The sequence below is a fragment of the Amycolatopsis sp. MtRt-6 genome (genome assembly GCF_017308975.1).
In the GTDB taxonomy this organism is placed as follows: Bacteria; Actinomycetota; Actinomycetes; order Mycobacteriales; family Pseudonocardiaceae; genus Amycolatopsis.
Genome location: NZ_JADWPD010000012.1, coordinates 89,030 through 114,406, shown reverse-complemented (window position 1 = coordinate 114,406; position 25,377 = coordinate 89,030). Strand labels below are relative to the sequence as shown.

The window sequence follows — 25,377 nt, the reverse complement described above, 5'->3', positions numbered from 1 at the left end:
GTCGGCGGCGGTGCTGGCAAGATCTTCACAACCACGAGATACGGTGTTGCCCTGTGACCGCGATTCGCGATCGCCAGAGCGATCCAGATGCCGACGACGTCCCCGTTCCGTGGGATGAGCGTCCTGTCGTCGGTTCGAGGCGGGGACTGCCCTGGTGGGCGGCGGTCCTGGTCGGCCTCGGCCTGGCGATCGTTGGCGCCTTCCTGGGCAAGCCCAACCAGAACAACATTCCGCTGGTCTTCACCGTCTGCTACATCGCCGGGGCCGTGATCGCGGTCTGCGCGGTGAAGCGCCGCGGCCTGTTCGGCCCCATGGTGATGCCGCCGCTGGTGCTGGCCGTGACCGTGCCCGGTGTGATCCTGCTGACCTCCGGGTCCGCGGGCGACGACATGCTGTCGAAGGCGCTGAGCATCGGCACCCCGCTGATCAACGGCTTCCCCACCATGGCGATCACCACCGGCATCACGCTGCTGATCGGCTTCGTCCGGATCTTCCGCGAGCGCGACCCCGACGCCCCCAAGAAGGGCAAAAAGGACGACGCGCGGCCGCGGCCGGCCGGTTCGAACCGGACCGGGCAGACCCCGCTCCCGGCCGGCGCCAAACGCGGCCGGGACGGCGAGCCGCCGCGACGTCCGCGTCCACCCGCCGACGGCGAACGCCGCCCGCCCCGGGCCGCCGCTCCCGCCGAACGCGACCCGGGCTCCCGCGGCACGCGCAAGCCTCCGCCGCCGGCCGCGCGGCGCACCCCCCGTCCGGAAAACGGCGATCCGCGCCCGCCGCGTGGTGACGCTGCTCCGCGGCGGCGGCCGCGGCCGCCCGAGGACGGCCGGGACAACCCGCCTCCTCGACGTCCGCCCGGCGGACGAGGTGCCCCGCCGCGCCGGAACCGGCCCTGGGACGACGAAGAACGCTGACCCGCCCGTGCGCCAAGGGGCATCACGCGTGATCAGAGAGGCATCACGCGTGATTGCAGGGGCGACACGGCGGCGAGCCGCGTGAAGCGACCCGCCGCCGGCGCACTCAGACCTTCCGCAGTTCCTTCGGCGGCGCGAAGGTGATCTTCTCGTTGGCCGTGGTGACCTCGTTGACGTCGCCGTAGCCGCGCTCGGCGAGCCAGGCCAGGAGGTCCATCACCAGCTCGTCCGGCACCGACGCGCCCGACGTGACACCGACCGTCGTGACGCCGTCGAGCCACGCCTCGTCGACCTCGTGCGCGAAGTCGACCAGGTACGACGCGCGCGCCCCCGCCTTCAGGGCCACCTCGACCAGGCGCTTCGAGTTGGACGAGTTCGTCGACCCGACCACCAGCACCAGGTCGCACTCCGCGGCCATCGCCTTGACCGCGACCTGGCGGTTCGTCGTCGCGTAACAGATGTCGTCGCTCGGCGGGTCCAGCAGGTTCGGGAAGCGCTCGCGGAGCTGGTCGACGCGCTCCATCGTCTCGTCGACCGACAACGTCGTCTGGGACAGCCAGATCACCTTCGACGGGTCGCGCACCTCGACCTTGTCGACGTCCTCGGCCTTGTCGACCAGCTGCACCTTGTCCGGCGCCTCACCGGCCGTGCCCTCGACCTCTTCGTGGCCCTCGTGACCGATCAGCAGGATGTCGTAGTCGTCGTTCGCGAACCGGTTGACCTCCTTGTGCACCTTCGTCACCAGGGGGCAGGTCGCGTCGATCGTGCGCAGGTTCCGCTCGGCCGCCTCCGCGTGCACCATCGGCGAAACGCCGTGGGCGGAGAACACCACGAGCGCGCCCTCGGGCACCTCGGACGTCTCGTCGACGAAGATCGCGCCGCGCTCGCGCAGCGTCTCGACCACGTGCTTGTTGTGGACGATCTCCTTGCGGACGTACACCGGCGCGCCGTAGACCTCGAGGGCCTTCTCGACGGCGATCACCGCGCGGTCGACACCGGCGCAGTAACCACGGGGCTTGGCGAGCAGCACCCGCTTGCCGGAAGCGGTTCCGGTGATCGTGGGGGTACCCGCGGGCTCGATTCCGGGACTCGCTGAACTCATGCCCCCAGGGTACGGGCAGCCCCGAGACGGTCTCGAAGTCCCTTTCGGGTGACCTTCGTCCCCCTTCCGCGCTGTGCCGGACGTCACGCACCGCGCCCTTCCGGTTGGGCAGGAGGGCCGGTCATGCGGCAGGCTGGACCCATGAAGCCATTCCCGCTCCCCCTCCGGGTCGCCGCGGGCCTCGCCGTCTCCACCGCCGAGCGGGTTCGCGAACTTCCCCGGCAGCTCGCCGGGCTCCCGGTGACCGTGGTCAGCCAGGTGCTGCAGGCCTCCATGCGGGTGCAGCAGCACGTCACCGAGCTGGCGATCAAGGGCGACAACGCCCTCTCGAGCCTGCGTCCGATCGAAGACACGCCGAGCTGGGCGACGTTCGACGAGGACGCCGAGCTGGGTGACGTCCCGCCCGCGCGGCGGAACCACGCCACGGTCGCCGACGTGCCCGAGCCGCGCTCGGAGATCAACGGGCACGTCCCGTCGGCCGCCGAGCTCGAAGCGGAACTCGGCGACCCGTGGGCCGCCGAGGAACGCGCGCTCGCCGAGGAGCACGCCGACGGCGAGAACGACAGCGAGGACGAAGCTCCGCGCAAGCCCCAGCCCGGCACGCCCGCGATCGACAAGAAGACCAAGAGCGAGACGCCCCGGACCAGCGCCGCGGGCTACGAGGGTCCCGCCGGGCTGACCGGCTACGACCAGCTCACCCTGCCGCAGCTGCGGGCCCGGCTGCGGCAGCTCTCGATCGAGCAGCTCGAGACCATCCTCGAGTACGAGCGCGCGCACGCCGACCGCTCGTCGTTCACCGGCATGCTGTCCCGCCGGATCGCCAACGCCCGCAAGGCCGAACGGGATCGCGAGAACGGCGACGGCGCGGAAGGCCAGTGACCACCGACACCGAAGCGAGCACCGCCGAAAAGCCGTGGCCGGTCCGGACCGTCGCGCGCAAGATCGGCGACTGGATCCACCGGCTCGGCGCCGTCTGGGTCGAGGGCCAGGTCACGCAGGTCAGCTCCCGGCCCAACACGCAGACCGCGTTCCTGACGCTGCGCGACCCTTCGGCGGACGTCTCGATGTCCGTCACCTGCCCGAACTGGCTGATCCGCGAGATGGAGCCGCCGCTGCGGGAGGGCGCGAGCGTGGTCGTGCACGCGAAGCCGTCGTACTTCTTCGGCCGCGGCACGATCAGCCTGCGCGCCGACCAGATCCGCGCCGTCGGCATCGGTGAGCTGCTGGCCCGGATCGAACGGCTGCGGAAGCTCCTGGCCGCCGAAGGCCTGTTCTCGCCGCAGCGCAAGCGGCCGGTTCCGTTCCTGCCGAAGGGCGTCGGGCTGATCACCGGCCGCGCGTCGGCGGCGGAGCGGGACGTCCTGGCCAACGCCCAGCGCCGGTGGCCGCACGTGCGGATCAAGGTGCTGAACACCGCCGTCCAAGGCTCGCAGGCCGTCCCGCAGGTCATGCGCGCGCTGCGGATCTTCGACGCCGACCCCGAGATCGACGTCATCGTCATCGCCCGCGGCGGCGGCAGCGTCGAGGACCTGCTGCCGTTCTCCGACGAAGCGCTCTGCCGCGCGGTGTCGGCGGCCGGCACGCCCGTCGTCAGCGCGATCGGCCACGAGCCGGACACCCCGCTGCTCGACCACGTCGCGGACCTGCGCTGCTCGACGCCGACCGACGCCGGCAAGCGCATCGTCCCGGACGTGCGCGAGGAGACCGAGCGGGTCCGGCAGATGCGCGACCGCGGGCGCCGCGCCCTGCACGGCTGGGTCGACACCCAGACGCGGCTGCTCACCCAGATCCGCAGCCGCCCGTCGCTGGCCGACCCGCTGGGCCCGGTCCAGCGGCGGCAGGACGACGTCGACGTCCACCGCGAACGCGCCCGCCGCGCCATGCTGAGCCTGCTCGCCAAGGACCAGGCCGAGATCGCGAACGCGCGGGCCCGGCTCACCGCGCTCGGGCCGGCGGCGACGCTGGCCCGCGGCTACGCGGTCGTGCAGTTCGTCGATTCCGAAGGCAACCTCCAGGTACTCCGCTCCGTCTCCGAAGTCGAGGCCGGTGCCCAGCTGCGCGTGCGCGTGGGTGACGGCGCGATCGGCGCGGTGGCGGAAGGGGATCAGGGGTGACGGCGAGGTTCCTCCCGCTCACCGTGGACGCGGCCCGGAGGCTCGGTGCGCGTCCGCTGCTCGACCAGGCGGTGCGCACCGACCGGGCCGCCGCGGAGTGCTGGACGGCCCTGCTCGCCGGCTGCGGCACCGCCGCCCGCCGTGAGCTGGCGCCGCAGCTGCGGCGGCTGTCCGAGGCGACGTCGATGCAGGTCGGCTCGCGCTGGTGGTTCGCCGAGGGCGCCGGGCACCGGCGGCGGGTGGCCGGGGCGCAGGAGAACCTCGAAGAGGCGATCGCGGAGGGTGACGGGCAGGAGTTCGCGCTGGCGTTCGTCGGGTACGACCACGCGATGGCCAGCGCGGTAGTGTGCGCGAACAGCGCCAACCCGTCAGCCCGGAAGGTCGGAGAACACCGAGCGTGAGTGAAACAACCGGCGAGGAACTCGGCTACGAGCAGGCTCGCGACCGCCTCGTCGAGGTCGTCCGGGAGCTCGAAGCCGGTGGGCTCTCCCTCGAGCAGTCGCTCGCTTTGTGGGAGAAGGGCGAGAAGCTCGCGAAGGTGTGTGAGCGCCATCTCGAAGGCGCGCGCGAGCGCATCGAGGCTGCTCTGGCGTCCGTGGAGGACGAGACCGCCGACGGTCAGTGACGTTTGCCATGCTCACGGCATCGGGAAACCGGACAGCAATCTGACAGACTGTTGACCCGCCAGTTCCACGATCCGGGAGGCAATGATGTCCGCCGCAGAGAGTCGTCGTGAAGCGCCCGACCGCAACCTCGCGATGGAGCTGGTCCGGGTCACCGAAGCCGCGGCGATGGCGGCCGGTCGCTGGGTCGGCCGCGGCGACAAGATCGGCGGGGACGGCGCGGCCGTCGACGCGATGCGCCAGCTCGTCTCGACGGTGTCGATGCGCGGGGTCGTGGTGATCGGCGAGGGCGAGAAGGACGAAGCCCCGATGCTGTTCAACGGCGAAGAGGTGGGCAACGGCGACGGACCGGACTGCGACGTCGCGGTCGACCCGGTCGACGGCACCACGCTGATGGCCAAGGGCATGCCGAACGCGCTCGCGGTGCTGGCGGTCGCCGAGCGCGGCGCGATGTTCGACCCGTCCGCGGTGTTCTACATGGAAAAGCTGGCCGTCGGCCCGGAGGCGGCGGGCAAGGTCGAGCTGGGCGCGCCGATCGCGGAGAACATCCGCCGGGTCGCCAAGGCGAAGAACAGCAGCGTCGGCGACGTCACGGTGTGCATCCTCGACCGCCCGCGCCACGAGCAGATCATCAAGGAGGTCCGCGAGGCCGGCGCGCGGATCCGCTTCATCTCCGACGGCGACGTCGCGGGCGCGATCGCCGCGGCCCGCCCGACCACCGGCGTCGACATGCTGCTGGGCATCGGCGGCACCCCCGAGGGCATCATCGCGGCCTGCGCGATGAAGTGCCTCGGCGGCGAGCTGCAGGGCCGGCTGTGGCCGAAGGACGACGCCGAGCGCGAGAAGGCCCTCGCCGCCGGGCACGACCTCGACCGGATCCTGCTCAACGACGACCTCGTGCGCGGCGACAACGTCTTCTTCTGCGCCACCGGCGTCACCGACGGCGACCTGCTGCGCGGCGTCCACTACCGCGAGGGCGGGGCGACGACGCAGTCCATCGTGATGCGGTCCAAGTCCGGGACCGTCAGAATGATCGACGGCTACCACCGGCTGAACAAGCTGCGGGCGTACTCCTCGGTCAACTTCGACGGCCACCTGGACGCGCCCGCCGACGACGTGGTGCCCCCGCTGCCGTAAAGGAGATCCGTGACCAGGCGACTGCTGGTTCTGCTGGCCCTGCTGTCTCTCCTGGTCCCGGGCACCGCCGCGGCCGCCCCCGCCATCGTCGGGGGTACGAACGCGGACCAGCCGTACCCGTTCGCGGTGTCGCTGCATTCGGCGTCCGGCAAGCTGTTCTGCGCCGGCGCGCTGATCGCGCCCACGTGGGTGGTCACGGCCGCGCACTGCGCGTTCGACAAGACCGCGCCGACGATCTCCGTGCGGTCGGGCACGAACGAAGCGGGTCAGGGCGGCGAGGTCGGCCAGGTCGCCGGGATCGTGGTGAACCCGGCGTTCAACACCCAGAGCCCGGCGGGCGACATCGCGCTGCTGCGGCTGACGGCACCGGCCGCGGCCGCGCCGATCGGGCTCGCGACGGCCGCGGCGCCGGGCACCGCGACGCGGATCCTCGGCTGGGGCCAGACGTGCCCGAAACTGAACTGCGGCGAGATCCCGACGACGTTGCAGCAGCTCGACACGCAGATCGTCGAGGGCTCGAAGTGCACGTCGGTGTTCGACGGCACGGCCGAGCTGTGCACCGACAACCCCGGCGGCAAGTCCGGAGCCTGCTTCGGCGACTCCGGCGGCCCGCAGGTCGTCCGCGAAGGCGACCACTGGCTGCTCGTCGGCGTCACCAGCCGTCCGGGCAACAACGACCCGGAATGCGCGACCGCGCCGTCGATCTACACGTCCGTCGTCGCCTACGCGCCGTGGATCGCGGAGAAGACGAAAGCCTGACCTACTCCGCGTTGCTCGAGTGGCCCGGGAACAGGTGCGCGTCCGGGTCGAGCGCGACGGCGATGTTGTTGACGGCCGTCGCGGCCTCGCCGAAGCCGGTCGCGATCAGCTTCACCTTGCCCGGGTACGCGGCGACGTCGCCGGCGGCGTAGACGCGTTCGCGCGCGGTCGCCATCGTCGAGTCGACGGCGATGGCGCGGTGGTCGATCTCCAGGCCCCAGCTCTCGATCGGGCCGAGGTCGGCGGTGAACCCGAGCGCCGCGACGACGGCGTTGGCCGGCAGCCGCTCGTCGCCGGCGCCCTTGATCGAGACGTCGACGGCTTCGAGCGAGCCGTCCGGTGCTTCGACGAACCGCGTGACCTCGGCGTCGGTGATGATCCGGGTGCCGAGCTCGCGCGCCTGCCGGACGATCGACTCGGCGGCGCGGAACTTCGCGCGCCGGTGCACCAGCGTCACGCTCGCCGCCACCGGGTGCAGCGCGAGGATCCAGTCGAACGCCGAGTCGCCGCCGCCGACGACCACGACGTGCTGGCCCGCGTGCGCCTCCAGCGAGGGGACGAAGTGGACCATGCCGCGGCCGAGCCAGCCGTCGCCGGCCGGCAGCGGGCGCGGGGTGAACTCGCCGATGCCCGCGGTGATCAGCACCGCGCGGGCGCGCAGCGGCTCGCCGCCGTCGAGGGTCAGCTCGAAGCCGTCGCCGGCCGGCTCCAGCTTTTCGGCCTTGCGCCCCAGCAGGTACTTCGGTTTGAACGGCGCGGCCTGCTGCACCAGGCCGTCGACGAGGTCGCGACCGCGGACCTCGGCGAACCCGCCGACGTCGTAGATCATCTTCTCGGGGTACATCGCGGTGACCTGGCCGCCGGGCTCGGGCAGCGAGTCGACCACCGCCATCGAGAGGCCGCGGAACCCGGCGTAGTAGGCGGCGAACAGGCCCGTGGGGCCCGCGCCGATGATCACGAGGTCGTACGTGTCGCCGGCAACATCAGTCATGCTCGCTCCAGCCAGTGGTGGATGGCGGTGATCGAGAACACATCCGATCCTAGCGTCGCGGGGCGCCGAAGGTGGGCGACGCCACCACGCGGCCGGGCGCGAACAGGGCCAGAATCGGTGTCATGGCTGATCAGGAATACCGGATCGAACACGACACGATGGGCGAGGTCCGCGTGCCTGCCGACGCGCTCTACCGCGCGCAGACCCAGCGGGCCGTGGAGAACTTCCCCATCTCCGGTCGGGGCCTGGAGCGCGCCCAGATCCGCGCGCTCGGCCTGCTCAAGGCCGCCGCCGCGCGCGTGAACCACAAGCTGGGCGTGCTCGACGCCGACGTCGCCGACGCCATCGCGGCCGCCGCCGACGAGGTCGCCGCCGGGGCCCACGACGCGCACTTCCCCATCGACGTCTTCCAGACCGGGTCCGGGACGTCGTCGAACATGAACGCCAACGAGGTCATCGCGACGCTCGCTTCGCGCGCTCTCGGCCGTGACGTGCACCCGAACGACCACGTCAACGCGTCGCAGTCGTCGAACGACACCTTCCCGACGACCATCCACGTCGCCGCGACCGAAGCCGTCACCAAGGACGTCATCCCGGCGCTGGAGTACCTCGCCGGCGCGATCGAGGTCCGCGCCGCGGAGTGGGCGGACGTCGTGAAGTCCGGCCGCACGCACCTGATGGACGCGGTGCCGATCACGCTCGGCCAGGAGGCCGGCGCGTGGGCGTCCCAGATCCGCTTCGGCGTCGAGCGGCTGAAGTCGGGCCTGCCGCGGCTGGGCGAGCTGCCGATCGGCGGCACCGCCGTGGGTTCGGGCCTGAACGCGCCGGACGGCTTCGGCGCGTCGGTCGCCGCGGAGCTCGCGACGGTCACCGGGCTGCCGCTGACCGAGGCCCGCGACCACTTCGAGGCGCAGGCGACGCAGGACAGCGTCGTCGAGACGTCCGGGCACCTGCGCACGGTCGCCGTGTCGCTCAACAAGATCGCCAACGACCTGCGCTGGCTGGGGTCCGGCCCGCGCACCGGCCTGGCCGAGCTGGCGCTGCCGGACCTGCAGCCGGGCTCGTCGATCATGCCGGGCAAGGTGAACCCGGTGATCCCGGAGGCGACGCTCCAGGTGGTCGCGCAGGTGATCGGCAACGACGCGGCGGTCGCCTTCGCCGGCGCGGCGGGCAATTTCCAGCTGAACGTCAACCTGCCGGTGATCGCCCGGAACGTCCTCGAATCGGCGCGGCTGCTCGCGGCGGTTTCGCGGCTGCTGGCGGACAAGGTGTTCGCGGGCGTCACGGTGAACACCGAACGCACGCGGACCTACGCCGAGGGGTCGCCGTCGATCGTGACGCCGTTGAACTCCTACATCGGCTACGAAGCGGCGGCCGCGGTGGCGAAGCAGGCGTTGAAGGAGCTCAAGACGATCCGCGAGGTCGTCATCGAGCGCGGGTACGTGCGCGAGGGGAAGCTCACCGAGGAGCAGCTGGACGAGGCGCTCGACGTGCTCCGCATGGCCCGCGGCGGCCGCTGACCAGGCAAAACGTCCGGCCATCCGGAAATTGTCGGTGGTTCGGGTCATGATGTCCGGGTGTTGCTGAGCGAGTTGGTCCGCGCGTCCGCCGAGCTGGCGGCGACCAGGTCCAGGAAGGCGAAGATCGCCGTCCTGGCCGCCGTGCTGCGCGCGGCGGAGGTCGCCGAGCTGCCCGCGGTGGTCGCGTACCTCACCGGGCAGACGGCGCAGGACAGGCTGGGTGCGGGCTGGCGCACCCTGGCCGCACTCGGCGCCGGCCCCGCTCCGGAGCCGGCGGTCTCGGTGCTCGAGGTGGACGCGGCACTGACGGCGGCCGCGGGCGTGGCGGCGGGCACCGGGTCGAACACGCGGCGGCAGGAGGTGCTGCGCGCGTTGTTCACCCGGCTGACGAACGACGAGCAGCAGTTCCTGTTCCGGCTGGTCACCGGTGAGCTGCGGCAGGGCGCGCTGGAAGGTGTGATGGTCGACGCCATCGCCGCCGCGGCCGAGGTGGCGGGCGAGGACGTGCGGCGGGCGTTCATGCTGTCCGGGAAGCTCGGCGTCACGGCCGTCGCGGCGCTGACCGGCGGGCAGGCGGCGCTGGCGGAGTTCCGGCTCACCCTCGGCACGCCGATCAAGCCGATGCTGGCGTCCCCGGCGGAGTCGCTGGACGAAGCCGTCGCCGAGCACGCCGAGGCGATCGTCGAGTACAAGATGGACGGTGCGCGGATCCAGGTGCACCGCCAGGGCGACGAGGTGCACGTCTGGACGCGGACGCTGCGCGAGATCACCGGCAGTGTGCGGGAACTGGTGGAACTGGTGCGGGCGCTGCCGTGCGAGTCGGTGGTACTCGACGGCGAGACGCTGGCCCTGACCGACGCCGGGCGGCCGCGGCCGTTCCAGGACACCATGAGCCGGTTCGGCAGCACCCGCGAAGAACAGGTCAAGGCACTGCTGCTGCGGCCGTACTTCTTCGACTGCCTGCACCTCGACGGCGTCGACCTGCTGGACGCGCCGTTGTCGGAGCGCAACGCGGCGCTGCGCAAGGTCGCCGGGGCGCACGTGATCCCCGGCGAGGTGGGCACTTCGCGGGCTGCTTCGGTGCTGGAGGCGGCGATGGAAGCGGGCCACGAAGGCGTCATGGTCAAGGACCTGGCGTCGCCGTACGCGGCCGGGCGGCGCGGGCGGGCGTGGCTGAAGGTCAAGCCGGTGCACACGATCGACCTGGTGGTGCTCGCGGCGGAGTGGGGCCACGGCCGGCGCACGGGCACGCTGTCGAACCTGCACCTGGGTGCCCGCGACCCGGACGGCGGCCCGCCGATCATGGTGGGCAAGACGTTCAAGGGCATGACCGACGAGCTGCTGGCGTGGCAGACGAGGACGTTCCAGGAAATCGAGACCCACCGCGACGACTGGACGGTGTACGTCCGGCCGGAGATCGTGGTGGAGATCGAGCTGGACAGCGCGCAGGTGAGCACGCGCTACCCGGGCGGCCTGGCGCTGCGGTTCGCCCGGGTGGTCCGCTACCGCCCGGACAAGGACCCGGCCGAAGCGGACACGATCGACACGGTCCGCGGCCTGCTCCACGGCGACCGGCCGGAAGGGAGCTGAAACAAGGACAAACGAAAGTCGCCGGTGCCCGCGAGCCTTCCCGGCCAAAGTGGACTGGTCCGAACCCGGGAAGCGCGTTCGACTCGCCGGCTCCCGCTGCCCCGGGGAACGTCGGCGAGAATTTCTCGCCACGGCCGACGGCCGGACCTTCCGGCTGAGCGTCATCCGTCGGTGGCGAAGCTGCCGGCCGTCGCGTACCAGCTGCCGGTCGAGCAGAAGGCGGAGTACGAGGCGTTCGTCGCGCTCCCGGACTCGCTGCTCGCGGCGTAGCCGCACGCCCGGACTCGGCACCTTCGAGGGGTCCACTGTGGAGTTACCGGCAGGTACGCTCCGGCGATGCGCAGTGAGAAGCTCACCCGTGCCTGGTTCGCGGTCACCGCGGCGGTCGCGCTGACCGGCCTCGTCACCCAGGTCGTCGCCACCGCGAGCACCCCGGGCGGGCGGGTCGCGAACCTGCTCTGCTACTTCACGATCGACTCGAACCTGCTGGTCGTCGCGACCTCGGCGCTGGTGGCGGCCGGCGCGGCGCGCGGCACGGTGTTCCGCGTGCTGTGGCTCGACGCGCTGGCGGGCATCATCGTGACGGGCATCGTCTACCAGGTCGCCCTCGCCGGCCTGCACGACCTGCACGGCCTCGCGTTCTTCGCCGACGCGGTGCTGCACAAGGCGACGCCGATCCTGTTCGTGCTCGGCTGGCTCCTGGTCGGCCCGCGCGGCGCCCTCACGTGGCGCACGGTCTGGTGGTCGCTGCTCTACCCGCTGACGTGGCTGGCGTTCACGCTCCCGCGCGGCGCGCTCACCGGCTTCTACCCGTACCCGTTCGTCGACGCGGGCGCCCTCGGCTACGGCCCGGTGGCGCTCAACTGCGTCTTCATCGGGCTCTTCTTCACCGCGCTCGCGGCGGGCGCGATCCTGTACGACCGCCGGTTCGTGCCACTAGGGTCGGGCGCATGACGGCGATCGTGCAGAACCTGGTGACTTCCGGCGTCTTCCGGCTCGACGGCGGCAGCTGGGACGTCGACAACAACGTCTGGCTCGTGGGCGACGGCGCGGAAGTGATCGTGATCGACGCGGCCCACGACGCGAAGGCGATCGAAAACGTCGTGGGCGAGCGGAAGCTGGCCGCGATCGTCTGCACCCACGCGCACAACGACCACGTCAACGCCGCCCCGGAGCTGGCCGCGGCGACCGGCGCGCCGATCCTGCTGCACCCGGACGACCGGGTCGTCTGGGACCTCACCCACCCCGACCGCGCCCCGGACGGCGACCTGGCCGACGGCCAGTCGATCACCATCGCGGGCACCGAGCTCCGCGTGATCCACACGCCGGGCCACGCCCCGGGCGCGGTGTGCCTGTACGCGGCGGAACTGGGCGTCCTGTTCACCGGCGACACCCTGTTCCACGGCGGCCCGGGAGCCACCGGCCGGTCCTATTCGGACTACCCGACGATCGTGCAGTCCATCCGCGAGAAGCTGTTCACGCTCCCCGAGGCGACGAAGGTCCACACCGGCCACGGCGAAGGCACGACGATCGCCGCCGAGAAGGCCGCCGCGGACGGCTGGGAGAAGCCCTAGGACGTGTGCTTCCGGGCCACGACGGCGAACTCCTCGATCGCCCGGTCCAGTGCGACCACGGCATCCCGGACAGCCGTCGGCAGCACGACCCGGGTGAACTCGCCCCCGTCGTCCGGCGCGTGCCGCACGTGGTGCAGGTCCATGTCCTTCCGCCGCACTTCCCGGGCCGCCTCCACGAGCTCGTCCGGCCCGCTCATCACCAGGAGCCCGAGCAGGGATCGCATCTCCGCCCGCACCGTGTAGTACTCGTCTTCGTAGGCCGCGATCCGCTCGGCGGCGGCGCCTTGGCGGTGGCTGACGTTGATGCTGACCAGGTGCTGCCGCGCCCGTGCCCCGGCTTCGATGTACTTGCCGCAGCGGTCGGCCCGGTCCTGCCGCAGCTTCGCCCGCCGCGCCGCGTTGAGCTTCAGCGGCTCGACCAGCGCACCGAGCGTCACGCCGACCAGCGACGCGACCGCCGCGATGACCGCGGCACCGAGCGCCGTCAGCACGTCAGCCGCGGCACGGCCGGCGACACCCGCACCCGCTCCTTCGCCTCTTCCGCCAGCGCGCGTGCCCACTCCTGCAGCCCGGCGACGTCGATTCCGTGCGGCGGCTCGCCGCGGAACGGCTCGATGTTCGCCGCGCCGCGTTCCAGCAGTGACACCGCTCCCACGTTGTTGCCGCGGGCCGCGTGCGTCAGGCCGACCGCCAGCTGCGCCAGGCCGCGCCACAGCTCGCGGTCCGGTCCGTCCGTGGTCTTCCACGCGTCCTCGAACACCTCGTGCGCGTGGAACGGCTTGCCGTCGTCGAGCAGCTGCTGGGCCTCCGCAAGCGTTTGCGCCGGTGTGCGCTCAATGCCTTCGGGCTGGCGCTCGACGCCGTCCGCGCCGTACGGCAGCGGGCGGCCGAGGCCGTCGCGCGGCCGTGCGTTGCGTGCCCGTCCCTCGTTGTCCCGGTCGCGGCGGCTCATACCCTGAGATCCTGCCACGGGCCCGGCAGGTAGTCTGGTGACTCGTGCGTTTCCTCGACGGCCACCGGCCCGCCCACGACCTGACCTACGACGACGTGTTCCTCCTGCCGAACCGCTCGGACGTGGAGTCCCGCTTCGACGTCGACCTCTCCACCGCGGACGGCACCGGCGCGACCATCCCGATCGTCGTCGCGAACATGACCGCCGTCGCCGGCCGCCGGATGGCCGAGACCGTCGCCCGCCGCGGTGGGCTGGTCGTCCTTCCGCAGGACGTCGATGCGGAAGCCGTCACCGAGATCGTCGGCTGGGTGAAGAGCCGCCACCCGGTCTGGGACACGCCGCTGGTGCTCACCGGCGGTGACGCGGTCGCCGACGCCCTCAACCTGGTCCACAAGCGTGCCCACGGCGCTGTCGTCGTCGTGGACGGCGAAGGCCGCCCGGTCGGCATCGTCGACGAAGCGGCCTGCGCCGGCGTCGACCGCTTCGCGCGGCTCGCCGACGTCGCCCAGCCGGCGACCGTCGCCGTTCCGCTGGACACACCGGCGCGTGCGGTCTTCGAGCAGCTGAACAGCCACGGCGCCCACCTGGCGCTCGGCCTCGACGCCGACGGCCGGCTCGCGGGCGTGCTGACCGCCGTCGGCGCGCTGCGCGCGGAGATCTACACCCCGGCCGTCGACGACGCGGGCAAGCTGCGCGTCGCCGCCGCGGTCGGCGTCAACGGCGACGTCGCGGCGAAGGCCGAGGCGGTCCTGAACGCGGGCGTCGACGTGCTGGTCGTCGACACCGCGCACGGGCACCAGGAGAAGATGATCGCCGCGCTGAAGGCCGTCCGGTCGGTGTCGCCGCAGGTCCCGGTGGTCGCCGGGAACGTGGTCACGGCCGAGGGCACGCGCGACCTGATCCAGGCCGGCGCGGACGTCGTCAAGGTCGGCGTCGGGCCGGGCGCGATGTGCACCACCCGGATGATGACCGGTGTGGGCCGCCCGCAGTTCTCCGCGGTCGCCGACTGCGCGGCCGCCGCGCGCGAGCTGGGCAAGCACGTCTGGGCCGACGGCGGGGTCCGCCACCCGCGTGACGTCGCGCTGGCGCTGGCCGCGGGCGCGTCCGCGGCGATGGTCGGCTCGTGGTTCGCCGGCACCTACGAATCCCCCGGTGACCTGCGGTTCGACGAGCAGGGCCGGCCGTACAAGGAGTCGTTCGGCATGGCGTCGAAGCGCGCGGTGGGCGCGCGGACGCGCACGGACAACTCGTTCGACCGGGCGCGGAAGGCGCTGTTCGAGGAGGGCATCTCGTCGTCGCGGATGTCGCTCGACCCGCAGCGCCCGGGGGTCGAGGACCTGCTGGACTCGATCGGCTCCGGCGTGCGCTCTTCGTGCACGTACGCGGGGGCGCGGACCCTCGAGGAGTTCCACGAGCGCGCGCTGCTGGGCGTCCAGTCGGCGGCCGGGTTCGCCGAGGGCCGCCCGCTTCCGTCGGGCTGGTGACGGCGGGCTGGTAGCAGCTCAGCCCGCGCAGCACACGTGCTCGGACCACTCCGGAACGTGCCACCAGTGCTGCTTCTCCGCCGATCGGGCCGCGGGCGCCACCTCGGTGGCCGCCCGTTGCCCCGGCCGGTCCCGGTAGGGCGCCAGCAGCTCGCCGACCGTCCGCAGCACCCCGCCGACCATCACCGTGCGGACGTTCGCGGCCGCCTTGATGTCCTGCAGCGGATTGCCACGCACGAGTGACAGATCGGCGTAGGCACCTCGCTTGAGCACCCCGATCCGGTCCGCCAGCCCCAGCCACCGCGCCGGGTTGCGGGTGGCGGTGGTGAGCGCCTCGTACGGCGTGAACCCGAAGGCGACCATGGCCCGCAGGTTCTGGTGGGTGGACACGGCCACGTTGTCCAGCGGGGAGTCCGTGCCGGTGACCACGAACCCGCCCGCCCGGTGGATCCGCAGCACCATGTCGACGTTCCCGGCGAGGACCTGGCGGAGGTAGGCGTTCTCCGGGTTGCCCACGGTGTCCGCCGTGGTCTTGAGCTGCGCGTACTCCCACGGCGGGAACAGGACCTCGGTGCGCTCGTCGGTCACGAGCGACTTGTCGTCGGCGTACAACGCCCGGGAGGTGAACAACGTCGGCGTGATCGACATCCCGGAGCGGGCGAACAACGCGACGGCGTCCTGGTACGACCGGCCGGTCCGGCTGATGGTGTGCGAATACCCGAGCCGGTTGGTGGCACCGGTGTGCTCCATCGCGTCCATGCCGATGTTCGCCGCCGGGTACAGGTAGTGCGACGACAGCGGGATGCCCGCCCGGTGCGCGGCCCGGACCACGGCCTGCTGGGAGGCCACCGGAAGCCGGACGTACGTCTTGATCATGTCGTATTCCAGCTCGACCGCACGGGACAGCTCCAGGTCCAGCTGCCCGGGCGACAGGGTCGGCCGCATGAAGTTGTAGTAGATCCGGGAGCCGTCGATGGCCTCCCCGGTGCCGAAGAACCTCGGCCCGGCGGTGTTCCCGGATTCCAGGGCCTCGCGCGTCTCCAGCATCTGGTACACCGGGTCGCCGGGCGAGCGGGTCGTGGTGATGCCGTAGGACAGCCACAGCCTGCCCTGCCGGTCACCCCACTGCCTGCCGCGCAGGTGCCAGTGGTTGTGGAGATCGATGAGCCCGGGCATGGCGGTCAGGTCGCGCGCGTCGACGGTCCCCGGCGCGTCCCGGTGCGGCCGGACGTCGGCGATCCGGCCGCCGTCGACGACGATGTCGACGTCCTTCCGCAGTGACTTGGCGACGCCGTCCCACGCCGCGCCGACGTGGATGACGGTCGGCCGCGGCGGGCGCGGCCGGGCCCACGTGAAGTCGAGCCGGATCGTGCGCGGCGCGCCGCCGGTGATCTTCTGGGCCCTGAGCTGCCCCTTCGACAGGTACACGAGCGTGTCGCTGCCCTGCCAGGCCAGTGAGTCGGTGACCTCGTGGGTGACCTGCCGCGGCGCGCCGATCAGCCGTCCGGTGCCGTCGACCGGGGCGATCCAGGCGACGCTTTCGACGGTGAACGCGAGGTACCGGCCGTCGGGTGACCACAGTGGACCGTCGTCGCCGCGGGTGGCGAGCGAGCGGAAGGGCATCGGCTCGGCGTAGCGGAGTTCCTGGGTCTTCAGGTCGACCGTGAGGATCTGGCTCGTGCCTTCGCGGTACCGCCGCGAGTACGGCTTCACCGCGGCCAGCGCGAGGACCGACCCGTCGGGCGACCAGGTCGGCCGCCCCGGCATGAACAGCGGCGGCGTCACCTGCTGGGCCGTGCCCGCGGCCACGTCGTGGATCCACGTGGCACCGTCCTGGTCGGCGTACGCCACCCGGCCGCCGTCCGGCGACCACCGCGGCGCGACCTGGGCGCCCGGCAGCTCGGTGAGGACGGTGTCCTCGCCGGTGCCGAGGTCACGTACCCACAGGTCGGCGGTGCCGAGCCGGTCGCTCGTGTAGAGCAGCTTCGTCCCGTCCGGGTGGAAGTCCGGGTCGGAGTTGAAGTAGCCGTCACCGATCAGCCGCTGTGGCCTGCCCCCGCCCGCCGCGACGACGTAGATCGCGTTCAGGGCCCGGAACGCGATCCGCTTGCCGTCCTTGGACACCACCGGGCCGGCGATGCCCCGGACCGGCTGCGGCGCGGCCGAGTCCAGGTCACGGACCCGCCGCCGGTAGTCGCGGGTCGCCGTGGACACGCGTGCTTCGAACGGGACGTCCTCGACGGCGCCGGACTCCGCGCGCCGCCGGATGTGCCCGTCGGCGGTGTAGAGCACGGCGGACCCGGACCAGTTCGCGGCGAAGCCGAAGACGTCCTCCCCCTTGGTCAGCTGCTCCTCGCCGAGCATGAGGTCCGCTTCGGCGCCGCGCAGCCGCAGGTAGCTGGGCTGCCCGCCGGGGCCGAACGCGGGGCCGTAGAACCTGTCGGTGCCGGTCGCGGTGACCAGGCGCACGCGGGCGCCGGTGGCCAGGGTGACGACGTCGATGGCGGTGTCGTTCACGGTGAAGACGATCTTCGTGCCGTCGGGCGACCACCGCGGCGACGCCTCTTCGTCGCTGGTGGACACCACCGTGCCGATCGCTCCGGAGGCGATGTCCAGCAGGTGGATGCCGTAGCTGCCGTCCCGGTCGCTGCTGAAGGCGATCTTGGTGCCGTCCGGCGAGAACGCGGGCTCCCGGTGGTCGAACCGGCCGCTGGTCAGCTGGCGGGGCGTGCCGCCCGCGACATCGATGACGTACAGGTGGAAGTTGCCGTCGCGGTACGACTGGAACGCGAGCCGGCGGCCGTCCGGCGACCAGCTGGGGAGCGTCGCGTCCTGCAGGTCGCCGGTGAGCCGCCGGGCGCGGCCGCCGGCGGCGGGCAGCACCCAGATCCCGGTGACCAGGTCGACCGCGATCCACCGGCCGTCCGGCGACAGCGCGGCGGACATGTTCGTACCCTGCCGCAGCACCACGCCGTCCGGCCCGGCGTCCGGCTGGACATCCGGCTCGGCCTCGGCGACCCCCGCCCCGGCCACGGTCAGTGCGGCGGCGGCTGCGCCACTTCGGACGAGAAGCTCACGACGAGAAAGGTTTTCCGGCCCCATCCGGCCCACTATGCCCAGCCCCGGATCGACCGGATAGCGGCCGAGCGGGTTTTTCACCGGATGTCCGGCAACGGCGGAAAGGACTGCCGGGGGCGGCGCGGACGCCGCCCCCGGGGTCCGTCAGCCGTGGTCCTCCAGCATCTCCGTGACCAGGGCGGCGATCGGCGACCGCTCCGAGCGCGTCAGCGTGACGTGCGCGAACAGCGGGTGGCCCTTGAGCTTCTCGATCACCGCCGAGACGCCGTCGTGGCGTCCGACACGCAGGTTGTCACGCTGGGCGACGTCGTGCGTGAGCACCACCCGCGACGCCGTGCCGAGCCGCGAAAGCACCGTGAGCAGGACGTTGCGCTCCAGCGACTGCGCCTCGTCGACGATCACGAACGTGTCGTGCAGCGAGCGGCCGCGGATGTGCGTCAGCGGGAGCACCTCGAGCATGCCGCGGTCGAAGACCTCGTCGAGGACGTCCTGGCTGACCAGCGCGCCGAGGGTGTCGAACACCGCCTGCGCCCACGGCTGCATCTTCTCGCTCTCGGACCCGGGCAGGTAGCCGAGGTCCTGGCCGCCGACCGCGTAGACCGGCCGGAACACCACGACCTTGCGGTGCTGGCGGCGTTCCATCACCGCCTCGAGGCCGGCGCACAGCGCGAGCGCCGACTTGCCGGTGCCGGCCCGGCCGCCCAGCGACACGATCCCGACGTCGGAGTCGAGCAGCAGGTCGAGCGCGACGCGCTGCTCGGCGCTGCGGCCGTGCAGGCCGAACGCCTCGCGGTCGCCCCGGACCAGCCGGATGCGCTTGTCCGCCGTGATCCGCCCGAGCGCGCTGGAGCTGCCCGCGAGCAGCCGCAGCCCGGTGTGGCAGGGCAGCTCGGCGAGCTCGTCCATGCCCCATTCGACGGGATCGACGGTGCTGCCGCCGAACAACGTGTCCAGCACTTCCTGCTGGACGTCGACGTCCGCCATGCCCGTCCAGCCGGACGGCGTCACTTCCTGCGCGCGGTACTCGTCCGCCTCGAGACCGACGGCCCCGGCCTTGACCCGCAGCGGGATGTCCTTCGTCACCAGCGTGACCGCCTGGTTCTCCGCCGCCAGGTTGAGCGCGCAGGCGAGGATCCGGTGGTCGTTGGAGTCGGTCCGGAACCCGGACGGGAGCACCGACGGGTCCGAGTGGTTCAGCTCCACCTGCAGCGTGCCGCCGTGGTCCCCGATGGGGAGCGGCGCGTCGAGCCTGCCGTACTGCCGGCGCAGGTCGTCGAGCATGCGCAGGGATTCCCGGGCGAACCAGCCGAGCTCCGGGTGGTGGCGCTTCGCCTCCAGTTCACTGATGACGACCAGCGGAAGCACGACGGCGTGCTCGGCGAACCGAGTGACCGCCCACGGGTCCGAAAGGAGGACCGACGTGTCGAGCACGTACATGTGCTGCTGGGATTCGGGCGAGGTCGAGGCTTTCCCCGGGCCGGAAACGGCACCGGTCGAAGAGTGGCCAGAGGCCTTACGGGGCAAACGCTGCGCAGTCACGACGGCATCTCCCTCGAGGGCGTGTGCACCTCACGCCCGCACTCGCTGGGCCGGGCACCTCCCTGGCTGGACCACTCCTCCTGACCGTGTCAGGTGGTGCGGCCACGAGGGCCGGGTGCCGGCCCCCTCGAGCGTCTCGTGGGCGGCTGAGCCGCCCCCTCGATCACCGCCACGACCAGGGCCTCCCGCGAGGACCCGCACGGAACGCGCGCCCTCACTTCGGAAGGTACCCACGAATGCGGGATCGCGCAGGGAGCCAACACGGTGATTCGCCAGATCGTCATCTCACCGTCGGTCGTCCGAAATCAACTCTGAGTGCGCTCCAGGGCGAGCGACCAGCGGATTTGCGGCGCCTAGGAGCCGAACCGGCGGTGCCGCCAGGCGTAGTCACGCATGGCACGCAGGAAGTCGACCCGGCGGAACGCGGGCCAGTACGCCTCGGTGAACCAGAACTCCGAGTGCGCGGACTGCCACAGCAGGAAGCCGGAGAGCCGCTGCTCGCCCGACGTGCGGATGATGAGGTCCGGGTCCGGCTGGCCCGAGGTGTAGAGGTGCTCGGAGATGTGGTCGACGTCGAGGATCTTCGCCAGCTCGTGAATGGACGTTCCCTCGTCGGCGTGCTGGCGCAGCAGCTTCCGCACGGCGTCGGCGATTTCCTGGCGGCCGCCGTAGCCGACCGCGATGTTGACCTCCATCCCGGTCCGCCCTTCGGTGCGGGTGGCGGCCTCGCTGAGTCGCTTTGCGACATCGGCGGGGAGCAGGTCGAGGGCGCCGACGATCCGCAGCCGCCACGGCGTTCCGGGCGCGGCCAGCTCGTCGGTGACGTCGGTGATGATCTTCAGCAGCGGCGTGAGCTCGTCCGGGTCGCGGTTGAGGTTGTCGGTGGACAGCAGCCACATGGTGACGACCTCGACGTCGGCCTCCTGGCACCAGCTCAGGAAGTCCGCGATCTTCTTCGCCCCGGCGCGGTGCCCGTCCGAAACGTCCGTAAAGCCCGCTTCCCGGGCCCAGCGGCGGTTGCCGTCGAGCATGATGGCGATGTGCCGCGGATGCCGGCCGGCGGCCTGCTGGATGAGGCGCCTGCCGTAGGCGCTGTACACGACGTCGGACAAGAACGAGCGAACACTCACGTCGAGTCAGCCTACGCACCCCGGTGTGAGGCGTGTGACTTGAGCACTACTGGAGAACCTACGCTCCCGTAACCTGGAGTGCGTGAGCCTGACGACGGAACCACCCGAGCCCGTAGTGGACCTCCGCCCCCGGCTGCGCGGGCACATCCACTTCTGGACGTTCTTCGGCGCCCTGGCCGCGGCGGCGGCGCTGATCAGCCTGGCGGCGTCCACAGTGTCCCCGGTCGCCGCGCTGGCCACGTCGGTCTACGGGCTGACGGTGCTGGGGCTGTTCGGGGTGAGCGCGCTGTACCACCGGCGGTTCTGGAGCCCGCGGGCGTACAAGTGGATGAAGCGCGCCGACCACTCGATGATCTTCCTGTTCATCGCCGGCACCTATACGCCGTTCACCTTGCTGGCCATGTCGAAGCCGACCGGGTACGTGATCCTGTCGATCGTCTGGGGCGGCGCGATCGCCGGTGTGGCGTTGAAGATGCTGTGGCCGAATGCGCCGCGGTGGCTCGGGGTGCCGATCTACATCGCCTTGGGGTGGGTCGCCGTCTTCGTGTTCCCGGAGCTGGCCACGCACGCCGGAGTCGCCGCGCTGGTGCTGCTGTGCGTCGGCGGGCTGTTCTACACGCTGGGGGCGGTGTTCTACGCCGTGAAGTGGCCGAACCACTGGCCGGACACCTTCGGGTACCACGAGTACTTCCACGCCTGCACGGTGCTGGCCGCGGTGTCGCACTACATCGCGATCTGGCTGGCCATGTACGCCTGATTTGCCCTGCCACGCCAAAAGCGCGGTCACCCACTCGGCTTCGAGTGGGTGACCGCGCTTCGGCTTGTCCGGACCGCAGTTGGCTGACGCACACTCAATCAACCACCGGCGGCTGGAACTTTTGTCAGCCCGCGGAGTTGCCGTTGCAGGCGACGTACGACGGGTTGTGGTTGACCGTCAGCAGCTCGACCGGACCGTTCCACTGCCAGGGCAGCAGGCACGCGTTGTTGAGGATGCTGATGCCGCCACCGCCGCCGGTCGAGTTGTTGTTGCAGGCTGCGTACGCCGGCGCGTGGCCCGCGTGCAGCACCTCGAAGGGACCGTTCCACTGCCACGGAGCCGCGCAGAGGTTGTCGCCGATGCTGATGCCGCCGCCCGGGTGGTGACCCTCACCGGCGGAAGCCGGCGCGGCAACAGCGAGCATGGCGCCACCGATGACTGCGGCTGCGAAGAGCGTCTTTTTCATCATGCTGACTTTGTCGGGCGTTTCACCGTCATCCTTTATCGACATCACTCGATGGTTTGGACAACATCACCCGTCTCGGCACTCAAACACCTTACGCCGCGCAGTGTCCACAGTGGTGTGCCACGGTCGGGGGTTTCAGGGTTCAGCCGAACATCCCCGGCTGGTACTCGCCCGCCGGGTTCTGGACGATCACGTTCAGCCGGTTCCACGCGTTGATCGTGGCCACCAACGCCACCAGCGCCCCGATCTGCTCCTCGTCGAAGTGCTTCCGCACCGCCGCCCAAGTCTCGTCGCTGACGCCGGTGTGCGCGTCCGCCAGGCGGGTGCCCTCCTCCGTCAGCGCCAGGGCCGCGCGCTCCGCCTCGGTGAACACCACCGCTTCGCGCCAGGCCGCCACCATCGCCAGGCGGACCGCCGTCTCGCCGGCCGCCGCCGCGTCCTTCGTGTGCATGTCCAGGCACATGCCGCAGCCGTTGATCTGGCTCGCGCGGATCTTCACCAGCTCCTGGGTCGCCTTCGGCAGCGAGGACTCCTCGACCGGGCGCGACGCCGCGATCAGGCGCTTGACGAACTTGCCGGTGACCTCGTTCTCGAACATGTTGAGCCGCGTTTCCATCGTCGTTCCCCTTCTCTCGTCTGCTTCACCCCCTTGACGACGGGCGCGACGGCGTTGTGACAGCCCCGAACGTGACGCCGATCACGTCCACACCTTCGCGTCCCCGCGACGGCCGCCGGTCACGCCGAGGGCACCCCGCTCCACCTGTGCGGCTCGCCCGGCCTGGCCCGCGGAAGACGCTTCAAACGATCACGTTCGGGGGTCCCTCACCGGGACACCACGACGGTTGCCGTGCTCGGCGGCGCGGCCGACGGTGGGCCTCACACCAGGACCCAACGCGTGGAAGGAGCACGACCGCGATGGCCAGGACCATGCAGCCCGAGGAACTCATCGACAGCGCCGTGGTCGATCCGGACGGCAACAAGCTCGGGAAGGTCGGCAACGTCTACCTCGCCGACGCGACGCACCAGCCCGAGTGGATCACCGTCAAGACCGGCCTCTTCGGCACCAAGGAAAGCTTCGTCCCGCTCTCCGGCGCGCACACGGACTCCGACGGCGTCCACGTCCAGGTCGGCAAGGACCGCGTCTCCGACGCGCCCCGCATCGACGCCGACGGGCACCTCTCGCCCGAAGAGAGCTCGCAGCTCTACCAGCACTACGGCCTGCCGGTGCCGCGCACGTCCCCCGACGGGCGGATGGGCCGCGGCAAAGCGGCCCGCGACGACCGCGCCATGACGCGCTCCGAGGAACGGCTGGACGTCGGGACCGAGCAGGTCGAGACCGGGCACGTGCGGCTGCGCAAGTACGTCGTCACCGAAGAGCAGCAGGTCACCGTGCCGGTGCGGCACGAAGAGGTGCGCGTCGAACGCGAGCCGGTCACCGGCGGTCGCGGCGGCCAGGCGGAGATCGGCGAGGCCGAGCAGGACATGGTGCTGCACGCCGAGAAACCCGTGGTGCGCAAGGAGACCGTGCCGGTCGAACGCGCGCGCCTGCGGAAGGAGACGGTCAGCGACGAGCAGACCGTGTCCGGCAAGGTCCGCAAGGAGCAGTTCGAGGTCACCGGCGACGACCGCGAGCACCGCCGGCCGTAGGCTCCCGGGCGGGTGGCCGGTCCCCGATACCGGCCACCCGCCCGGGTCACCCCCGCGTCAGGACGACAGCATCGGCGCCGCGAGGAACTGCTCCGGGATCGCGAACGCGTCCACCAGCGTCCGCGCGTGCGGGCGCAGCTCCGAGCACAAGCGGTTCACCGCCGACGTGACGGCCTTCCCGCGCGAGGCCGTCAGGCGGCCGTGGCCCAGGAACCACGCCAGGTCTTCTTCGATCGCCGACAGCGCGTACAGGTCGCAGACGCGTTCCAGCAGCGCGCGGGCGTCCGGATCGGCGCAGCGCTCCACAGCCCTCGCGAAGGCTTCCAGCACCAGGCGCTCGACGTGGACGCGGCCGGCGCGCAGCACGTGGTCCTGCGCCGAATTGAACACGCCGAACGGGTCGGACGCCGCCTTGCGCAGGCGCTTCGCCACGCCTTCTACGACGTGCTCCTCGCGATCCTCGAACAACTTCAGCTGCCACTCGCGGCGGAAGAAGACGTCCGAGTCGGACCCTTCCGTGAGCGATTCGAGCGCCTTGCGCACCGACGTCCGCTCCAGGATCGTGCTGACGACCTGGTCGGTGAAGAACCGGGCCGTCGCCAGCGGCGAGAGGTCCTCGAAGTCCTGCTTGTAGCTGGTCAGCAGGCCCTTCGCGACCAGCTGCAGCAGCACCGTGTTGTCGCCCTCGAACGTCGTGAAGACGTCGGTGTCGGCCTTCAGGCCCGGGAGGATGTTCTCCGCCAGGTAGCCCGCCCCGCCGCACGCCTCGCGCGCGGCCTGGATCGTCGCCGTCGCGTGCCACGTGTTGAGGGCCTTTAGCCCGGCCGCGCGGGACTCCAGCTCGCGCTGCTCTTCTTCCGGCGCCGCCGGGTCGATGTCGTGCAGCTTCGAGACCAGCTCTTCCTGGGCGAAGTGCAGCGCGTATGTCTTCGCCAGCGCCGGCAGCAGTTTCCGCTGGTGCCCCAGGTAGTCGAGGATGACGACCTCGTCGCCATCCGGCTTCGTGAACTGGCGCCGGTGCTCGCCGTAGCGGACGGCCAGGGCGAGCGCGCGCTGGGTCGCGCTCCCCGCGCTGCCGCCGACGCTCACCCGGCCGCGGATCAGCGTGCCCAGCATCGTGAAGAACCGGCGGCTGTCGCTTTCGATCGGGCTCGAGTACGTCCCGTCCTCGGCGACGTCACCGAATCGGTTCAGCAGGGCTTCACGCGGCACGCGGACGTTGTCGAACTCCAGCCGTCCATTGTCGACACCGTTGAGACCGGCCTTCGGCCCGCAGTCCTCAATGGACACCCCGGGCATCGGCTTGCCGTCGTCGTCGCGGATCGGGACGAGGAACGCGTGCACGCCCCGCGACTCGCCGCCGGTGATCAGCTGCGCGAAGACCGCCGCCATCCGACCGTCGCGGGCCGCGTTGCCGATGTATTCCTTCCGGGCCATGGCATCCGGGGTGTTGACGACGAACCCGCCGTCGGCGAAGGTCGCCGTGGTGCGCAGGTGCTGGACGTCGGAGCCGTGGCCGTGCTCGGTCATCGCGAAGCAGCCCAGGACGTCGAGGTCCCTGATCGCGCGCAGGTACCGCTCGTGGTGGCGCTCGGTGCCGAGCAGCTGCACGGCACCGCCGAACAGGCCCCACTGCACGCCGGCCTTGACCATCAGCGACAGGTCACCGTAGCCGAGCAGCTCGAACGACGTCACCGAGCCACCGACGTCACCACCACCGCCGTAGGCCGGATCGAAGCCCAGGCCGGGCCGGTCGGTGGCGGCGAGCGCGCGCAGCTGGTCGAGCACCTGGGCGCGGTGCGCCTCGACACCGAGGGCCACCGGGTCCCGGAATTCCGCCTCGGCCAGCTGCGCCCGGACCGCGCGGCGCAGCTCGGCCCACCGACCGTCGAGGACGGCGGTGAGCGCGTCCGGATCCACCTTCGAGGGCACTTCGGGGACGTCCACGGCAACCTCCGGAAAGGACGAACGGCAGGCTTCCTACTCGTTGGTAGTAAGCC

The 25,377-nt window shown here is 71.6% G+C and carries 24 protein-coding genes; 14 read left to right on the top strand and 10 right to left on the bottom strand.

From position 1 onward, the window contains the following. The first annotated feature begins 53 nt into the window (after positions 1-53). Positions 54-914: a DUF6542 domain-containing protein gene (locus I4Q55_RS21575; protein ID WP_206790058.1), complete on the top strand. Its 861-nt coding sequence runs from the start codon at positions 54-56 to the stop codon at positions 912-914. A gap of 106 nt (positions 915-1,020) precedes the next feature. On the opposite strand, the gene I4Q55_RS21570 is transcribed toward I4Q55_RS21575, so the two are convergent. Then, complete coding sequence (locus I4Q55_RS21570) at positions 1,021-2,016, bottom strand: 4-hydroxy-3-methylbut-2-enyl diphosphate reductase (RefSeq protein ID WP_206790057.1); 996 nt, start codon at positions 2,014-2,016, stop codon at positions 1,021-1,023. 141 nt (positions 2,017-2,157) lie between these two features. Here I4Q55_RS21570 and I4Q55_RS21565 point away from each other — a divergent pair, with 141 nt between their 5' ends. The 6 genes from I4Q55_RS21565 to I4Q55_RS21540 all read left to right on the top strand — a co-directional run bounded on the left by I4Q55_RS21565 (position 2,158) and on the right by I4Q55_RS21540 (position 6,649). Further along, positions 2,158-2,895 carry a lipid droplet-associated protein gene (locus I4Q55_RS21565; RefSeq protein ID WP_206790056.1) on the top strand — a complete coding sequence of 246 codons (738 nt, stop codon included), beginning with the start codon at positions 2,158-2,160 and terminating at the stop codon, positions 2,893-2,895. Next, positions 2,892-4,130 carry an exodeoxyribonuclease VII large subunit gene (gene xseA, locus I4Q55_RS21560; protein ID WP_206790055.1) on the top strand — a complete coding sequence of 413 codons (1,239 nt, stop codon included), beginning with the start codon at positions 2,892-2,894 and terminating at the stop codon, positions 4,128-4,130. The genes I4Q55_RS21565 and xseA overlap by 4 nt, the downstream gene beginning before the upstream one ends. After that, positions 4,127-4,531: a hypothetical protein gene (locus I4Q55_RS21555; protein ID WP_206790054.1), complete on the top strand. Its 405-nt coding sequence runs from the start codon at positions 4,127-4,129 to the stop codon at positions 4,529-4,531. The genes xseA and I4Q55_RS21555 overlap by 4 nt, the downstream gene beginning before the upstream one ends. Continuing rightward, a complete protein-coding gene (locus I4Q55_RS21550) occupies positions 4,528-4,755 on the top strand; it encodes an exodeoxyribonuclease VII small subunit (protein WP_003080207.1) in 228 nt (75 codons plus the stop codon). The genes I4Q55_RS21555 and I4Q55_RS21550 overlap by 4 nt, the downstream gene beginning before the upstream one ends. A gap of 82 nt (positions 4,756-4,837) precedes the next feature. After that, complete coding sequence (gene glpX / locus I4Q55_RS21545) at positions 4,838-5,890, top strand: class II fructose-bisphosphatase (RefSeq protein WP_206790053.1); 1,053 nt, start codon at positions 4,838-4,840, stop codon at positions 5,888-5,890. Positions 5,891-5,899: 9 nt separating this feature from the next. Further along, positions 5,900-6,649, top strand: a complete 750-nt coding sequence (locus tag I4Q55_RS21540) for a serine protease (RefSeq protein ID WP_307793275.1) — start codon at positions 5,900-5,902, stop codon at positions 6,647-6,649. 1 nt (position 6,650) lies between these two features. Here I4Q55_RS21540 and I4Q55_RS21535 read toward each other — a convergent pair whose 3' ends face one another. Next, the gene (locus I4Q55_RS21535) at positions 6,651-7,640 is read right to left on the bottom strand and encodes an NAD(P)/FAD-dependent oxidoreductase (protein ID WP_206790052.1); all 990 of its coding nucleotides are present in this window, start codon (positions 7,638-7,640) and stop codon (positions 6,651-6,653) included. Between the two features lie 122 nt (positions 7,641-7,762). On the opposite strand from I4Q55_RS21535, the gene I4Q55_RS21530 reads away from it, so the two are divergent. The 4 genes from I4Q55_RS21530 to I4Q55_RS21515 all read left to right on the top strand — a co-directional run bounded on the left by I4Q55_RS21530 (position 7,763) and on the right by I4Q55_RS21515 (position 12,324). Continuing rightward, a complete protein-coding gene (locus I4Q55_RS21530) occupies positions 7,763-9,160 on the top strand; it encodes a class II fumarate hydratase (protein ID WP_206790050.1) in 1,398 nt (465 codons plus the stop codon). Between the two features lie 57 nt (positions 9,161-9,217). Then, positions 9,218-10,750: an ATP-dependent DNA ligase gene (locus tag I4Q55_RS21525; RefSeq protein ID WP_206790048.1), complete on the top strand. Its 1,533-nt coding sequence runs from the start codon at positions 9,218-9,220 to the stop codon at positions 10,748-10,750. A gap of 336 nt (positions 10,751-11,086) precedes the next feature. Beyond that, positions 11,087-11,704: a Pr6Pr family membrane protein gene (locus I4Q55_RS21520; protein WP_206790047.1), complete on the top strand. Its 618-nt coding sequence runs from the start codon at positions 11,087-11,089 to the stop codon at positions 11,702-11,704. Continuing rightward, positions 11,701-12,324 carry an MBL fold metallo-hydrolase gene (locus I4Q55_RS21515; RefSeq protein ID WP_206790046.1) on the top strand — a complete coding sequence of 208 codons (624 nt, stop codon included), beginning with the start codon at positions 11,701-11,703 and terminating at the stop codon, positions 12,322-12,324. Before I4Q55_RS21520 ends, I4Q55_RS21515 begins: the two co-directional genes overlap by 4 nt. Here I4Q55_RS21515 and I4Q55_RS21510 read toward each other — a convergent pair. Both I4Q55_RS21510 and I4Q55_RS21505 read right to left on the bottom strand, forming a co-directional pair. Next, positions 12,321-12,815, bottom strand: coding sequence for a hypothetical protein (locus tag I4Q55_RS21510; RefSeq protein ID WP_206790045.1), 495 nt, complete (start codon positions 12,813-12,815; stop codon positions 12,321-12,323). The two genes, I4Q55_RS21515 and I4Q55_RS21510, sit on opposite strands and share 4 nt — an antisense overlap. Next, the gene (locus tag I4Q55_RS21505) at positions 12,809-13,276 is read right to left on the bottom strand and encodes a DUF309 domain-containing protein (protein ID WP_206790044.1); all 468 of its coding nucleotides are present in this window, start codon (positions 13,274-13,276) and stop codon (positions 12,809-12,811) included. The genes I4Q55_RS21510 and I4Q55_RS21505 overlap by 7 nt, the downstream gene beginning before the upstream one ends. Positions 13,277-13,320: 44 nt before the next feature. On the opposite strand from I4Q55_RS21505, the gene I4Q55_RS21500 reads away from it, so the two are divergent. Beyond that, positions 13,321-14,760 carry a GuaB1 family IMP dehydrogenase-related protein gene (locus I4Q55_RS21500; protein ID WP_206790043.1) on the top strand — a complete coding sequence of 480 codons (1,440 nt, stop codon included), beginning with the start codon at positions 13,321-13,323 and terminating at the stop codon, positions 14,758-14,760. Positions 14,761-14,778: 18 nt separating this feature from the next. Here the strand turns inward: I4Q55_RS21500 and I4Q55_RS21495 are convergent, their stop codons facing one another. From I4Q55_RS21495 to I4Q55_RS21485, 3 genes are all read right to left on the bottom strand, one after another. After that, a complete protein-coding gene (locus I4Q55_RS21495; protein ID WP_242546442.1) occupies positions 14,779-17,862 on the bottom strand; it encodes an amidohydrolase family protein in 3,084 nt (1,027 codons plus the stop codon). A gap of 120 nt (positions 17,863-17,982) precedes the next feature. Next, positions 17,983-19,275, bottom strand: a complete 1,293-nt coding sequence (locus I4Q55_RS21490; RefSeq protein WP_176174942.1) for a PhoH family protein — start codon at positions 19,273-19,275, stop codon at positions 17,983-17,985. Positions 19,276-19,730: 455 nt separating this feature from the next. Beyond that, positions 19,731-20,507 carry an isoprenyl transferase gene (locus I4Q55_RS21485; protein WP_206790042.1) on the bottom strand — a complete coding sequence of 259 codons (777 nt, stop codon included), beginning with the start codon at positions 20,505-20,507 and terminating at the stop codon, positions 19,731-19,733. A 115-nt stretch (positions 20,508-20,622) separates the two neighbouring features. On the opposite strand from I4Q55_RS21485, the gene I4Q55_RS21480 reads away from it, so the two are divergent. Then, positions 20,623-21,264 (top strand): hemolysin III family protein, encoded by a 642-nt coding sequence (locus tag I4Q55_RS21480; protein WP_206790230.1) that lies wholly within the window; start codon positions 20,623-20,625, stop codon positions 21,262-21,264. 124 nt (positions 21,265-21,388) lie between these two features. Here the strand turns inward: I4Q55_RS21480 and I4Q55_RS21475 are convergent, their stop codons facing one another. Further along, positions 21,389-21,730, bottom strand: a complete 342-nt coding sequence (locus I4Q55_RS21475) for a hypothetical protein (RefSeq protein ID WP_242546441.1) — start codon at positions 21,728-21,730, stop codon at positions 21,389-21,391. A gap of 142 nt (positions 21,731-21,872) precedes the next feature. Continuing rightward, complete coding sequence (locus I4Q55_RS21470) at positions 21,873-22,346, bottom strand: carboxymuconolactone decarboxylase family protein (RefSeq protein WP_206790039.1); 474 nt, start codon at positions 22,344-22,346, stop codon at positions 21,873-21,875. 299 nt (positions 22,347-22,645) lie between these two features. Between I4Q55_RS21470 and I4Q55_RS21465 the strand changes: the two genes are divergently transcribed. Further along, complete coding sequence (locus I4Q55_RS21465) at positions 22,646-23,377, top strand: DUF2382 domain-containing protein (protein WP_206790037.1); 732 nt, start codon at positions 22,646-22,648, stop codon at positions 23,375-23,377. A gap of 57 nt (positions 23,378-23,434) precedes the next feature. On the opposite strand, the gene I4Q55_RS21460 is transcribed toward I4Q55_RS21465, so the two are convergent. Further along, on the bottom strand, positions 23,435-25,324 hold the full coding sequence (locus tag I4Q55_RS21460; RefSeq protein ID WP_206790036.1) for an acyl-CoA dehydrogenase: 1,890 nt from the start codon (positions 25,322-25,324) through the stop codon (positions 23,435-23,437). Between the last annotated feature and the right edge of the window lie 53 nt (positions 25,325-25,377).